We start from the raw sequence: 14,296 nt of genomic DNA, 5'->3' as shown, positions 1-14,296 counted from the left end.
TAGGATTCTGTGCAGTGATTCTATAAAATCTATATTCAAAGTATCCTACACTGCCAACTTCAGCAGCCGGTCTGCATTGCCATGTGCAATTTTAGCCAGCTGCTCCTGTGGAAGCTCAATCCCATTTAGAAATTCAATACCCATTTCATTTGTACTGAAAGGATAGTCTACTGAAAACATGATGTTGTCAATACCAAATGTATCTAAAGCGATTCTTAATGGTGGCTGGGTAAAAAAGCCACTGGTGGTGATGTACACCTGCTCATGGAAGGTTTCGGTCAATGTCCGCTGGTTGGCCCCGCCATTTCCTGGCTTGAATGCCCGTTCGGACCTTACCATCATCATGGGCAACATTTCGCCCATGTGCCCGATAATAAGCTTTAATTTTGGATACTGATCAAAAATACCTGCAAAAAGGAGTCTTAAAACATGTAATGCTGTTTCCGAGTGCCAGCCCCAGCCGTAACAACCCAATGCCTCTGCCATACCTGAATAATTGGGCAGCCCGCTGTAATAAATATCAGCAACTCCTTTGGGTGGCAAGCCTGGATGAAGGTAAATCGGGACATCCAATTTTTCTGCGCGTTCAAATATTGGTGCAAACCTGGCCTGATCCAAAAACTGATCCTGCGTCAAGCCACGGATCATCGCGCCCCGGAAATTGTATGTTTTTACTGCTCGTTCCAATTCGTCAGCAGCGGCCAGTGGCGCGGTCATTGGCAAATGGGCGAAAGCAGTAAACCTGTTTTCCAGACCCGAAATCCGCTCGGCAATCAGATCGTTGTATTGCCTGGCAAAGGCCGGGCCCTGCTCGGCAGTCAACAAATTAGCACCTGAACTGTCTACAGAAAGTACCTGCATCGAAATGCCATTGGCATCCATTGATTTTAAACGTTCCTGTTTAACATCGGCAAGCTTTGGAGCCATCCGCTTCATGGCCTCAGATTGTCCAAAACCGCCAAGCGCTTCTATGGGTATTTGATTAGCCATTTCCGGGAAAGAAATATGTTCTTCAAGTGTAACGATCCGCATATTGAATTTAAGGTTAAAAGGTCCCTGCCCTGACGATAAATATAGCTATAAATACATCACCATAAAACTACAAACCTATACTCCCTTCTGCCCAATACCCCTGTAATTTTATATTTTTAGAGCTGACACCATGCTTTTTGAGTACGGTCCTGAATTTTTGTACCGAAGCAACATTCCCCGTCAGATAAAATACAGCATGTTTAAACAGCTCAGGCTTGGCAGCGATCCAGGCTTCCAGTAAAACGATGGCGGCCCTTGCAGGGTCATTGGGTGTTTTAATCACGGTTTTTATATCGTAGTCCATATCTCCTACGGTATCCATATTCATCCCGTTCAGTTCAAAAATTCCCTCCGCCCACTGGTTGTTGTTCTTGATTTCCCTGAGCAGTGCCACATAAAAACTAAGACTGGTTTCATCGCCAAAAAAGAAATGAAAAGTTTTGTCTTTCTGATACAGATTTTTGCCAGCGGGAACAGATACTTTTAAGCGGTCCCCAGCCTCCAAACGATCTGCGAGTTTACTCCCAGGACCATGACCATGAATATGAAACAGTATTTCAAACATTCCCTGCCCGGGGTCAAAGTCTGAGGGTGTATAATGGCGCAGTTCGCGCTCACTGGCCCTAAAGACCATCGAAGAACCTGGATAATACGCTATAAGGTCCAAATCTGCATGGAATTTTATTTTTTTGATTTCCGGATTGTATTTGATCGTCTCCATCACCTCAATTTCAAAATATTTGGAGGATAATAAATTCTCCATCTGATCGGCAATCCACTTAGGTACGTTTGGCATAATTTATTGATTAATATTCCACTTCTTGCAACTCGGTTTGGCCAAAACCAGTTCATAAGCATTTCTGTCTTGTTTTGAATAAAACAAAGAACGACAGCCTGATGCAGCGGATCAATACCGGATTGCTGGAAATGTATGGACTATTTGCGGGAGTTATTTCGAAAGCGCAGCGGGGAAATACCTGTGGTTTTAGTAAAAAGCCGGATAAAGTAGGGCGTTTCCAAATAGCCAAGCCGATACGCAATTTCTTTCACGGTATGGTCCGTATAAAAGAGCATACGTTTAGCTTCAAGAACGATTTCCTGTTGTATCCAGTAGCTCACCGGATAACCTGTTGTATCTTTAACCACCTCATTAAGATAGGATGCCGAGATGTGAAGTGCGGCGGCATATTCCCTGGGGCTTTTCATTTCCCGAAAACTCAGCAGCAGCAAGCCCCTGAATTGCCTGGTGATCAGTTGCGGTCGCAGCACAACAGAGACAGTGGCATCAAGATCACCTCTGCAGGCTGCTACAAATAGGCAGATGCAAACCTCAAGCATCGCATTCAGCGTCTGATCATTTGGATTTTTGGAAATTTGCTGGTCCATATGGCTGAGTAGCGTAAAACTTTCCCTAAGCAATTTACATCGGGAAGAATTCAAAGAAACCGGTTTATTTTTAATCGCAAATTCTGTAAACACGGTGCGGTATTTTTCCTTAATCCAGGCAGCATCCGCAGCCAGCACCCAGGCTGAAGCCTGATGTGAAAAAATTCCATAATGTACCTGCCCCGGAAGAATGCAATAAACCACGCATCCGGACAATACGATTTCCTGAAAATCGACCATCATTTTAGTTGATCCGCCGTACTGAAAGATAAACAGGTAATTGTCATCGCGGTGTGCCTGGTTCCAGTGCGCAAGCCTTTTAAACCCTTCCAGGGTAGTTATCTCGTAATTTTTCACTGCACGCTCCTGCAGGTGATGTATTGGAATCTCTGGTTTTTGCTTCATATAAATATCAGGACCTTAAAGGCATACAATTTACTTGCTTAACCGCAGGAAAAGATAGACTAATCGTGGGTAAATATGAACAATTGGGGGAACCTGATGTAAAAAACAGGCCCCACAATCAATATAGCATGGTCATCCATTAAAATAAACTTCACAAATCACCAGCAACAATTACAATAAAAGAAACTTAAAACACAATTAAAAAATATATTTCCCTTTAAGAATACAAAAAACATAAAAAAAATCGTTTAAGAAAAAATATACAAATAAATAAATAATTAAAATCACTCTAATAAAAAAATCATATAATTTTTAGTAAATGCCAGCTTTAACATTCTTTATTTTAATTATCTTCACTATTGTCTTTATATCTTTGCCAATTTTCAACAAACTAGACGAATCATTAACTTCCGAAAAAAAAAAAGTAAAAACCTTAGATGGATTAAGAGGACTATTAGCTTTTAGTGTAGTCGTTAATCATTTTGATGCAAACTTTCATTTAATTAAAACTAAATTCTGGGCTACAGAATATGTTTTCAATGGTTTATTAGGCTCTATTGGGGTTGCCTTATTCTTTATGTTAACCGCTTTCCTATTCTGGGGAAAACTTCTTGAGTCTAACGGAACTATGAACTGGAAAATTTTATATGTAAACCGAATTTTCAGAATTGCACCGGTTTATTATACTGTCTTTCTTATTGCTTTGATTATTATCGCTTTTGAAAGTCATTTTAAGATACTTGGTCCACCATCCGAACTTAAAAATTCCCTCCTCAAATGGCTTGCTATTGGTTATTTTGAATGTTGCCTGGATATTAACCAATTTCCCACAATGAAAATCCTAGGTGTCGCCTGGACACTTAGGTTTGAATGGCTATTTTATTTTTCATTGCCATTGACATCTTTCTTTATCAGAAAGAAAACAGCATTACTATTTTGCATAACAGGCTTGGTTTCCGGTCTTTTATTTATACAAATCACTCCCCCTATCCATGCTGCACTGCCTTTGTTTTTTAGCGGAATGTTATGCGTCACATTAATAAAAAAACAATTCTACAATTATAATAATCAGGTTATTAATTCTTCTATTGCCTTAGTCTGCTTATTTTCAGTTTTCATTTTTTTTAACGATGCTATAGGCATTCTACAAATAATGTTATTATCGATTTTCTTTTTTCTAGTGGCAAATGGTGCAACATTATTTGGATTATTATCTCTTAAAGGGATCCTTAGATTAGGTAACATTAGTTATAGTTTATACTTATTACATTTGGTTATAATTTATCTTTTCTTTAAAATTTCAGTGTTATATGAACTCGTAAAACAAAATGAACTTACATTTTGGCTCTTAATGGTGCCATGTACAGCATTAATAATAGGCGTATCGTCAATATGTTATTCTAAAATTGAAAATGGTGGGGTGTCTTTTGGAAAGAAATTTATTTACAGATATCTGAAAAATTAAAGTAGCGGCCCCCTGTAGCTACTTGGATTAACTCCAAAATACTTCTTAAAGCTATTGGTAAAATGGCTTGGATCAAAAAAGCCATTCAGATAAGCGATATCATTCAAAGGAATATTTTCCAAAAGCATTTTTTTTGCTTTGCCCAGACGGTAAAGCATCACATAAGTCTGGGGGGTTACGCCTTTTGCTTTTTTAAATTCACGGATAAAATGAAATTTACTCATACAAAACTTTTTGCTGAGCCACTCGGTATCAACCTGTTTATTGGGGTAATTTTCAATAATCTCATCAATAAGTGAAAAAGATTTTGTCCATAAATTTTTCTGGTCAGGTCTGACACTATATTTGACTAATGCCTTAAAACCATCTTCCCATAAGGTCGTATTTTGATTTTCCACATCGAACAAACGGGAAAGGTTCTGAAAAAGCTCAGGATCATATATAACCCTTTCCAGGGCCTGCACAGGCTTGTCTTTGTTGAAATACCGAAGAAGCTCCGGATTCAGGTATAATGTTTTATAGCTGTATCCACTGTCTATTAACGAAAAATTCCGGTGTACTTCGTTCAGTTGGGTAATGCTAATGGTACCGGATGGAGCTATAAACTCCTGTTCTGTATTTTTTAAGATCTCTGTTCCGCTGGTGATCAATGAAACACAATAAAAGTCATGAAAATGGAATGGGAAATAATCATTTTCATTTTCTGACGAAAAAAGCTCCAGGTTATCAAAATGAGGGGCTCTTGCAAAATCAAAAGAAGGCATACAAAACAAAATAAGAGATGACGATCTAAAGTACATATTTTAACCCGGTACTAAACCTTTTAAAGCAGAAAAGGTCTTACCTGTACACACAAAAAAACTTTATCATGAAAACAGTTAAATATGTTTTGCTTTTGCTTGCAGTAGCTGTAAGCTTTAGTTCCTGTATTGTAGAAGGCCGGGGCGGTTACAGGCATTACCATCGTTACTACCATGGTTATTACTATCATTAGATAAAAAGGAGCCTGTTTATAAAAATCTTAAACAGGCTCTTTTGCTGGCAGACTGAAATAAAAGGTAGAGCCTTTTCCTTCTTCACTTTCCACCCAGATCTGACCATTATGCCTTTTAATAATTTCAGAACTCAGGTATAAACCAATTCCAAAACCGGAAATCGTTTTGAGTTTGCGGCTTTCGACCCTATAAAAACGATCAAACAACATGGCCAGGTCTTCTTTCGGGATCCCCAGCCCCTCATCCCTTACGCTTACCTGCACCCTCTGATCAATCAACAGGCACCTGATTTCTACAATTTTACCTTGTGGGGAATATTTAATGGCATTACCGATTAAATTATTAATAACCTGCCCTATTTTTTCCCGGTCGGCATCCACCTCAATTGAGGCGCATTCAGAAATTGAAATGTTATGGCTTTTATCGGTAAGGGTAACTTCTTCGATAATTTCCTCAATCAGTTCATCCAAAGGAAATACTTGTTTTTCCAGATTGATTTTTCCTGCCTCTAACCTGGACAGATCCAAAAAACTCCGGATCATATTGTTCATTTTATTGACCTGTCCTTCGGCCTTGCTCAGGGAATTGACCGCAGCTTCATCTTTATTTTGTCTGGCCTTTGAGCCCAGTAATTGTACATAGGCTTTTAAGGAGGTCAATGGCGTTTTTAACTCATGACTGACCATGGCAATGAAATCGTTCTTCCGGATCTCATCTTGTTTATGCTCTGTGATGTCAATGAGGATACCGGAAAACCGGACCGGAATGTTCTCCTTATCTCTGTAGATCCGGCCTGTAGCCCTCATCCACCTCAATTTCTGATCATAATAGCCCTTAATCGAAAACTCCAGGTTAAAGCTTTCGCCCTTAAGCACCGAAGACTGAATGGCGCGCTGCACAATACTTCTGTATTCATCCGTCACCTGGGCAATCACCGTATCGTAGGTCATTTCTTCACCTAATTTATAACCAAACAGTTCTTTCAACCTTGGAGAAACGGTTAGCCTTTTGCTCTGCGGATCGTAATGCCAGGTACCCAAGTTGGCCGATTCAATCGCAATCCGAAGCATTTCTTCTGCACGCTCGGTTTTTTGTCTGTTTTCGACCCTAGCCGTAATGTCTTCCGCCCCGACTATGACCCCATAGACATTACCTTCGGTATCCAGCATAGGGTCGTAAAAAAAACTCACGTACTTTTTCCCAATACCTGATGACGTATTGTAAAAAAAAATTTCCTCATCAGGCCCATACGATAAGCCGGTCTGGTATACTTTGCTTAAATGCTCCTGAAAAGACTGTCCCTGAAGTTCGGGCATAATTTTCATTAAGGGCAGTCCCAACACTTCTTCTTTTTGCCTGCCCCATAAATCAAATAAAGACTGATTGGCTATTTCCACAATCCAGTCTTTACTTTTAAGGACCAACAGGGCATAATGCGTGGTCATGACCAGGTTTCTGAAATTGGCCACACTTTCTTCCAGCCTTTGTTTAATGGCAACCAAGGGCGTAACATCGGTAGCAATAATCATAATCCCGGTTGTCTCCCCTTTGTTGTTACTCAAGGGTTGGTAGGCAAAGTTAAAATAGGCCGGTTCCAGTCTTCCCTGGCGCATCAGGTAAGCCTTGGATTCATTGCCGACCATAGCCTCTCCCCAGGTATAAACATCTTCCAGCAACCTTAAAAAAGACTGCCCTTCCAGTTCGGGCAAAGCAACTTTCATGGGCAGGTTCAAAATACTTTTTGTTTTTCCCCAAAGTTCCAGCAAAATCTGATTGGCTGATTCTACAATCATTTCCTTACCCCTGAGCACACCTATGCCTACCGGAGCCTGATCAATCATCTGTATAAAGTAGTCCCGGTTTGACTGATCCCCTTCGGTACAAATGGTCTGGTCAACGTGTTTTATAGAATAAATCAGAAAAACAACTTCGGCAGCTTCATTTAAAACAGGAGAAATCCTGGCTGAAATACAGATGTTTTCGCTCTGATGCTGTGCCCTGAATACAAAAGGCTGAACATCGGTTTCTGTTTTACTTGCCGTAACTTTATGAAGAAGTTCTCTGATAAAAAAAGGAAAAATCCCCTCGGGTAAATCTAAGATGTCTTTCCCAATCAGATTTTCTTCTGCTGTTCCGGTAATGTACAGGTATTCATTACTGACCGCATAAATGCTAAAGGAAGGCCCCTGCCTTTTCAGCACCAGCCCATACAGGCTTTTTTCCAGAAAATATTTGAATAAAAAATCATTTTGAGCGTCCATTAACTATTTTATGTTTTACAATATTCTGCAATTCCTCCACGTCAAATGGTTTTTCCAGAAAAGCGTCATAGCCAACATTTTCCTTATTATAAATGAACTTCGGAAAGGCAGATAAAAGTAAGACCGGTATATCTTTAAATTTGGAATGTGCTTTCACCAATTTGCAAAGCTCGCCGCCATTCAGGCCATTCAGATTGTAATCCAGAATCACAATACCAGGCTCATGTTTTTCAAGCAGCTCTATAATATCTTCCGTCTCTTCGTAAAAGAAAACTGTATAATCATCACCCTGAAAAATCTCTTTAAAGACATCTTCCATTTCCAGGTCATTTTCCACTATTAATATCCGCTTTTCCATCTTCTACAAACATAAACACCACAGGGAAGGAGTTCCTTTCCCAGGATCACTTACAGAATAACAACTGCTGTTTAAAAAAGTTTTGGACCTTAAGCTAAAGCTTAGCGGATTTCAATACCGGCCTGGGAATAAGCGGTCAAATCGACTTCTGCCGGATCGGCCTCTGTAATGATCACATCCAGCCGGTTGGCCGCACAAATGTAAAAAGACTCAGAAGTCCCTAATTTATCGGAGGTGGAGAGTGCAATAATATATTTGGAAGTCTCTACCATTACTTTTTTGATCAAACTGTCTTCATAATCCGCGCCGGTAACCCCCCAGTTCAAATCAATACTGCATATCCCCAGCAGACAGATGTCTGCTCTAATGTTCCTGATGGCCTCTATGGTTTCAAAGCCACTGGTAGAAAAGGCAGTTTTGTTCAATCTTCCGCCCATAAACAACACCTCTATTTTTGGATGGTCCTCCAGAACCGAAGCCACCGGAAAACTATTGGTCACCACGGTCAGGGCAATGTCTTTTGGTAAATTTGCAACTGCTGCGAGCGCAGAGGTTCCTGAATCGATAAGAACGACCATATCTGGTTTAATGTAGTCCAAAACTTTTCCGGCAATGATCTGCTTATGTTCCACATCGATGTACTGGCGTTCCTTAAAATGCAATGGTATCGGCGAACGGTGTACAGCCCCGCCCCTGACAGCTCTTAAAAGGCCTTTATCAGACAATTCTTTGATGTCCCTGCGAACAGTATCTTCAGACACCTTCAGTATTTTACTGATCTGGTCCAGTAATACTTTTTTGTCTTTTGTCAGGTACTCAAGAATTAAATTTTGTCTTTCGGCCTTTATCATGCTGCAAATATAAATAATAATATTTGCAATATATTGCAAATAAACAGTACATTCGTTGCATAATATTGCAATATAAGTTTAAAAAAATCACAGATTTTTGCATTATTATTTAAAACAACGATAAGAATGAAAATAAAAAAACCAAGCATTGCCATCGATATGGATGGCGTTATTGCAGATACAGAATCGCATTTTATCACCTGGTACTACAAGGACTATGGTGTTCTGGTCAACCGGGCAGAGCTGTTTGGCAAACCCGAATCCGAGGCTTTCCCGAACAAAGAGGCCGTATTGAAATTTGTCCACAGCCCTGGTTTTTTCCGAACCTTACCAGTCATGGCAGGTGCGGTGGAAGTCATACAGGAATTGATGAAAGATTTTGAAATTTACATTGTTTCTGCAGCAATGGAATTTCCGCAATCACTCTCCGAGAAAAAGGAATGGCTCCAGGAACATTTCCCATTCATTTCCTGGAAAAACATTGTTTTCTGCGGCGACAAAAGCATTATAGATACCGATTATATGATCGATGATCATTTTAAGAATCTCGACTTTTGCAAAGGAAAAGCCATTCTTTTTCATGCAGCACACAATGCAACCACCGATCGTCACCAGCGTGTACACAGCTGGGAAGAAGTAAAATCCCTGCTTCAGAAAGAACTGGCCGCCCTAAATTGATTTTTACAGGTTCCGCTGATCTGTTTTACGGAACCTGTAAAACTATTTTAACACCTTCGCTTTGGCGAACTCCCAGTTCATTCTGGCGATATTGAGTACCGAAATATGCTGTGGACATTCGACCTCACAGGCTTCTGTATTGGAACAATGTCCAAAGTTTTCCCGGTCCATTTGTGCCACCATCGTTAATGCCCGTTTACGTGCCTCTAATTTTCCCTGGGGAAGTTTCACCAGATGTGAGATTTTAGCCGAGGTAAATAAGGCTGCACTGGAATTTTTGCAGGTAGCCACACAAGCCCCGCAACCAATACAGGCAGCGGAATCAAAAGCCGATTCGGCCATTTCATGAGTAACAGGAATGCTGTTCGCCTCAGGAGCCTGCCCCGTATTTACAGAAACAAAACCTCCTGCTCCGATAATGCGGTCAAAGGCAGAACGGTCTACTTTTAAATCTCTTTTAACCGGAAAGGCCTCTGCCCGGAAAGGCTCTATATAAATGGTATCCCCATCTTTAAAAGATCTCATATGCAGCTGGCAGGTGGTTGTATTTTTAAGTGGTCCATGCGCACGGCCATTGATCATCACACCACACTGGCCACATATACCTTCACGGCAGTCATGATCAAATTCCACGGGATGCTCCCCCTGTACAATCAATTTTTCATTGAGCGTGTCCATCATTTCCAGAAAAGACATATGCGGAATTACATCGTCCATCTCGTAGTCGACCAGTTTTCCTTCCGCTTTTGCATCTTTTTGGCGCCATATTTTCAGAAATACTTTCATCGTTTTAATGCTTTTTAAGGGTAAAATTTTTTACTTATAACTCCTTACGGTCAGGTTTACATTTTCAAAGGTGAGCGGTTCAGGGACCAGTAAAGGTTCTTCATCCGGACCATTCCAGCCCCAGGCCGATACAAAACAAAACTTTTCATCATTTCTTAAGGCTTCTCCTTCGGGGGTCTGGTGTTCTTCCCTGAAATGAGCCCCACAGGATTCTTCCCTTGTTAAGGCATCATAGCACATCAGCTGGGCAACCTCCAGATAATCGGCCACTCTTCCGGCTTTTTCCAATTCCCCGTTCATTTCTTGTGCGGAACCGGGAACGGCCAGGTTCGCGTAAAAATCTTCCTGCAGTTTTTTAATCTCTGCAATCGCATAATTTAAACCTTCCCTGTTTCTGGATAAGCCACAATGGTCGTATAAAAGCTTGCCGAGTTTTTTATGATAATAATCTGCTGTTTTATTTCCTTTTATCGAGGCCAGTCTGTTCAGTAATTCTTTTGCATTGTTTTCTGCAGCGATAAATTCCGGTCTGTTTGCATCTATTGCACCGGTTTTTATTTCTTCTGCCAGATAATTCGAAACGGTATAGGGAGCCACAAAATAACCATCTACACATGCCTGCAACAAAGAATTGGCGCCCAACCTGTTGGCCCCATGATCCGCAAAATTGGCTTCGCCTAGGGCAAACAAGCCAGGTACGGTTGTCATCAGTTCATAATCGACCCATAAGCCCCCCATAGAAAAATGCGCTGCCGGAGAAATCATCATGGGCTCTGCATAAGCATCTATATCTGTGATTTTCTGGTACATGCTAAACAGGTTCCCATATTTTTCCTTAATCTTTTCTTTTCCCTGTTCCCGGATGGCTTTTGAAAAGTCCAGATAAACTGCATTTTTTTGCGCACCGATCCCAAAACCGGCATCTATTCTTTCCTTGGCTGCCCTGGAAGAAATATCACGGGGGGCCAGGTTACCAAAAGCAGGATACCTGCGTTCCAGATAATAATCCCGCTCCTGTTCGGGAATATCGTTCGGTTTTCTGGGATCTTCCTTTTTTAAGGGTACCCAGATCCGCCCGTCGTTTCTTAATGATTCCGACATCAGCGTCAATTTACTTTGATAGCCGCCCGATTGGGGAAGAGAGGTCGGATGAATCTGTGTCCAGCTTGGACTGGCCATTAAAGCACCCTTTTTGTGGGCACGCCAGATGGCTGAAGCATTACAACCCATTGCCAGGGTAGATAAATAATAAATTTTCCCGAATCCGCCTGTTGCCAGGATCACTGCATGGGCACTATGCCGTTCTATTTCTCCGGTATCCAGATTTCGGACAATAATGCCCCTCGCCTTACCTTCTACCACCACCAGTTCCAGCATTTCATGCCGGGTATGCAGATGGACTGTTTTTGCTGCAACCTGACGGATCAGGGCCTGATAAGCCCCCAGTAAAAGCTGTTGTCCGGTCTGGCCCCTGGAATAAAAGGTCCTGCTCACCTGCACGCCTCCAAAAGAGCGGTTATTCAGATAACCTCCATACTCCCGGCCAAAAGGCACCCCCTGGGCAACGGCCTGGTCTATCAGTGCCAGTGAGCACTCTGCAAGGCGGTAAACATTGGCTTCCCTGGACCGGAAATCACCACCTTTAATGGTGTCATAAAACATCCGGTACACACTGTCCCCATCGTTTTTATAATTTTTTGCCGCATTTACCCCACCCTGGGCCGCAACCGAGTGGGCCCTGCGTGCAGAATCCTGAAAACAAAAAGATTTAACTTTATAGCCCATTTCTGCTAATGAAGCAGCGGCCGAGCTTCCCGCCAGCCCTGTACCAACCACAATGACCTCCAGTTTTTTCCGGTTGGCCGGATTGACCAGTTTTGCATGGTCTTTATAATAACTCCATTTATCCTTTAACGGGCCAGGAGGGATTTTTGCATTTAATTCCATAGCTAGTAATGAGTAAAATAAATGTATAAGGGTATCGCAGCAAAGCCAAAAGTGATGATATAGCTGTACCAGGTTCCAAATACCCTGACCAGGTTTACATATTTAGGGTGATAAAGGCCTACAGTCCGTGCAGCACTATAAAATCCATGTAACAAGTGATAACCCAGTGCAAACATAGCCAGCACATAAAAAAGGACATACCACAGATCTGCATAAGCACGGATCACAATTTCATAGAGGTCTTTATTACCAGCAGCATCTACCGGCAGCGCCCCAAATTTATACTGGTACCAGAAGTCTTTAAAATGAAAGATAAGGAACACCAGAATAATGGTTCCAAGAATTCCCATATTCCTGGAATACCATTTACTCGCCGCCCCTCGTTTATCATATTCATATTTACCTGCTTTTTTACGGTTAAATAGGGTGATCAGCAAAGCATCCAGGCTGTGGATAATAATGGAAGCATACAGGATATAAGAAATTGCTTTGATAAAAATATTCCCGGATAAAAGTTTAGAATAACCGTTAAAGCTTTCCCTGGCCTGATCAGGAGGCAGAAAAAGTTGGAAATTGCCCAGCAAATGGATGACCAGGAAAAAGCACAGAAACAATCCGGTCAGTGCCATCAGGTATTTCCTGGACAAGGTAGATATCAGTTCTTTTTTCATTGGATCTCCTTTTTTAATAAATGCCTATTGCTTTCCACCATAGCCCTCCGATGCCCATCCAGATCACCAGAAAAACAATACTTAAAATAAATCCCCTGGACCACCAGCTTTTCACATCTACAAAGCCGCTTCCAAAATAAACTGGTGCAGGCCCATGGCCATAATGGGTCAATGTACCATAAATACCGCCACAAAAACCAAGGGAAAGCGCAAGAAGCATGGGCGGGACACCTACTGAAATACCCACACCAAGAAGGGCCGCATACATAGAGGCCACATGGGCTGTTGCACTGGCAAACATATAATGACTGTAAAAATAAACCAGAATCAGAATCGGGAAAGCCATTGTCCAGCTCATGCCCCCTATTTTTGCCTTTACCAAACCACTAAACCAGGGAATTAAGCCCAGCTGGTTCAATGCACTGCCCATCATGACCAATGCAGAAAACCACACGATAGTATCCCAGGCCCCTTTTTCGCTTTTTACATCGTCCCAGGTCAATACTTGTGAAAGCAATAAAAATACAAGTCCCAAAAAAGCCGTGGTGGTCGCATCTATTTTAAAAATGTCGCCCGTTACCCACAAAATAAGCAACAATACAAAAGCGGTCAGCATCAGCCATTCATTACGGCTCACCGCCCCCATTTCCTTTAACTTTTCAGAAGCCATTTGGGTTGCGCCATTTGTTTTTTTCAGTTCGGGCGGATAAATCTTATATAAAATAAAAGGAATTGCAATTAAAGAAATGATCCCCGGGATAATTGCCGCCCACATCCAGGACATCCAGGTAATGTCTATGCCCAGGTCTTTTGCAAACTTCTGGCACATTGGATTACTCGCAGTACCTGTCAGGAACATCGAAGAGGTAATCAGGTTGATGTTGTAACAGTTGAGTGTCAGATAAGAACCCAGTTTACGATGTGTTTCCGGTTTATCCGGCATGGAGCCAAAATTGATGGCCATGGATTTCATAATCGGATAAATGATCCCCCCTCCTCTGGCGGTATTGCTTGGAATGGCCGGTGCCAGAACCAGATCGGCGAGCCCAAGACCATAACCCAGGCCCAAAGAACTTCTGCCAAATACCCTTATAAAAAGATAAGCAATCCTGCTGCCCAGTCCTGTTTTAATAAAACCCCTGGCTATAAAAAAGGAAATCCCGATCAGCCAAATGACCTTATCGCCAAAACTGCTTAAGGCCATGGAAATGGATTTGCCGGGATTGCCGGGAGCCAAAACACCGGTAAGGGCAACCAGTGCAATAGCAATCATAGACATGGTGCCCATTGAGGCTGCCTTTAAAATGATCCCAAGAATGGTTCCTAAAAAAATAGCCAATAAATGCCATGCTTCAGGTTTAACACCATCGGGAACAGGGATAAACCAAATAATCAACCCAAAGATCAGGGTCAGCAGCATCATTTTGTAATTGATTTCTTTCATAAAAGATGATTTAAATA

The 14,296-nt window shown here is 41.7% G+C and carries 14 protein-coding genes; 3 read left to right on the top strand and 11 right to left on the bottom strand.

Going from position 1 to position 14,296, the window contains the following annotated elements; translation table 11 throughout:
- Positions 1-45: 45 nt before the first annotated feature.
- From B0O44_RS01015 to B0O44_RS01005, 3 genes are all read right to left on the bottom strand, one after another.
- Positions 46-1,032: an amidohydrolase family protein gene (locus B0O44_RS01015; RefSeq protein ID WP_110826840.1), complete on the bottom strand. Its 987-nt coding sequence runs from the start codon at positions 1,030-1,032 to the stop codon at positions 46-48.
- 67 nt (positions 1,033-1,099) lie between these two features.
- Positions 1,100-1,828, bottom strand: a complete 729-nt coding sequence (locus B0O44_RS01010; RefSeq protein WP_110826839.1) for a siderophore-interacting protein — start codon at positions 1,826-1,828, stop codon at positions 1,100-1,102.
- Positions 1,829-1,968: 140 nt separating this feature from the next.
- Positions 1,969-2,823 (bottom strand): helix-turn-helix domain-containing protein, encoded by an 855-nt coding sequence (locus B0O44_RS01005; protein ID WP_110826838.1) that lies wholly within the window; start codon positions 2,821-2,823, stop codon positions 1,969-1,971.
- 319 nt (positions 2,824-3,142) lie between these two features.
- Here B0O44_RS01005 and B0O44_RS01000 point away from each other — a divergent pair, with 319 nt between their 5' ends.
- Positions 3,143-4,288, top strand: coding sequence for an acyltransferase family protein (locus tag B0O44_RS01000; RefSeq protein WP_110826837.1), 1,146 nt, complete (start codon positions 3,143-3,145; stop codon positions 4,286-4,288).
- Here the strand turns inward: B0O44_RS01000 and B0O44_RS00995 are convergent.
- Entirely contained in the window at positions 4,285-5,088 is an 804-nt protein-coding gene (locus B0O44_RS00995) for an AraC family transcriptional regulator (RefSeq protein WP_110826836.1), read from the bottom strand. The genes B0O44_RS01000 and B0O44_RS00995 overlap by 4 nt on opposite strands.
- Before the next feature lie 68 nt (positions 5,089-5,156).
- Between B0O44_RS00995 and B0O44_RS25265 the strand changes: the two genes are divergently transcribed.
- Positions 5,157-5,282 (top strand): hypothetical protein, encoded by a 126-nt coding sequence (locus B0O44_RS25265; RefSeq protein ID WP_262512040.1) that lies wholly within the window; start codon positions 5,157-5,159, stop codon positions 5,280-5,282.
- Between the two features lie 27 nt (positions 5,283-5,309).
- Here the strand turns inward: B0O44_RS25265 and B0O44_RS00990 are convergent, their stop codons facing one another.
- The 3 genes from B0O44_RS00990 to B0O44_RS00980 form a co-directional block, all read right to left on the bottom strand.
- Positions 5,310-7,544, bottom strand: a complete 2,235-nt coding sequence (locus B0O44_RS00990; protein WP_110826835.1) for an ATP-binding protein — start codon at positions 7,542-7,544, stop codon at positions 5,310-5,312.
- Entirely contained in the window at positions 7,528-7,902 is a 375-nt protein-coding gene (locus B0O44_RS00985) for a response regulator (protein WP_110826834.1), read from the bottom strand. Before B0O44_RS00985 ends, B0O44_RS00990 begins: the two co-directional genes overlap by 17 nt.
- A 101-nt stretch (positions 7,903-8,003) precedes the next feature.
- Complete coding sequence (locus tag B0O44_RS00980; RefSeq protein WP_110826833.1) at positions 8,004-8,753, bottom strand: DeoR/GlpR family DNA-binding transcription regulator; 750 nt, start codon at positions 8,751-8,753, stop codon at positions 8,004-8,006.
- A 126-nt stretch (positions 8,754-8,879) separates the two neighbouring features.
- Here B0O44_RS00980 and B0O44_RS00975 point away from each other — a divergent pair, with 126 nt between their 5' ends.
- Positions 8,880-9,431, top strand: coding sequence for a 5' nucleotidase, NT5C type (locus tag B0O44_RS00975; protein WP_110826832.1), 552 nt, complete (start codon positions 8,880-8,882; stop codon positions 9,429-9,431).
- 42 nt (positions 9,432-9,473) lie between these two features.
- Here the strand turns inward: B0O44_RS00975 and B0O44_RS00970 are convergent, their stop codons facing one another.
- The 4 genes from B0O44_RS00970 to B0O44_RS00955 are packed head-to-tail and all read right to left on the bottom strand — an operon-like array spanning position 9,474 to position 14,279.
- The gene (locus tag B0O44_RS00970; RefSeq protein WP_110826831.1) at positions 9,474-10,217 is read right to left on the bottom strand and encodes a succinate dehydrogenase/fumarate reductase iron-sulfur subunit; all 744 of its coding nucleotides are present in this window, start codon (positions 10,215-10,217) and stop codon (positions 9,474-9,476) included.
- A 30-nt stretch (positions 10,218-10,247) separates the two neighbouring features.
- Entirely contained in the window at positions 10,248-12,164 is a 1,917-nt protein-coding gene (locus B0O44_RS00965; RefSeq protein ID WP_110826830.1) for a fumarate reductase/succinate dehydrogenase flavoprotein subunit, read from the bottom strand.
- A 2-nt stretch (positions 12,165-12,166) separates the two neighbouring features.
- A complete protein-coding gene (locus B0O44_RS00960) occupies positions 12,167-12,835 on the bottom strand; it encodes a succinate dehydrogenase cytochrome b subunit (RefSeq protein WP_110826829.1) in 669 nt (222 codons plus the stop codon).
- 13 nt (positions 12,836-12,848) lie between these two features.
- A complete protein-coding gene (locus B0O44_RS00955) occupies positions 12,849-14,279 on the bottom strand; it encodes an anion permease (protein WP_110826828.1) in 1,431 nt (476 codons plus the stop codon).
- Between the last annotated feature and the right edge of the window lie 17 nt (positions 14,280-14,296).

It is taken from the genome of Pedobacter nutrimenti (assembly GCF_003208655.1).
Lineage (GTDB): Bacteria > Bacteroidota > Bacteroidia > Sphingobacteriales > Sphingobacteriaceae > Pedobacter > Pedobacter nutrimenti.
This window is presented reverse-complemented; position numbering and strand designations above follow the sequence as displayed.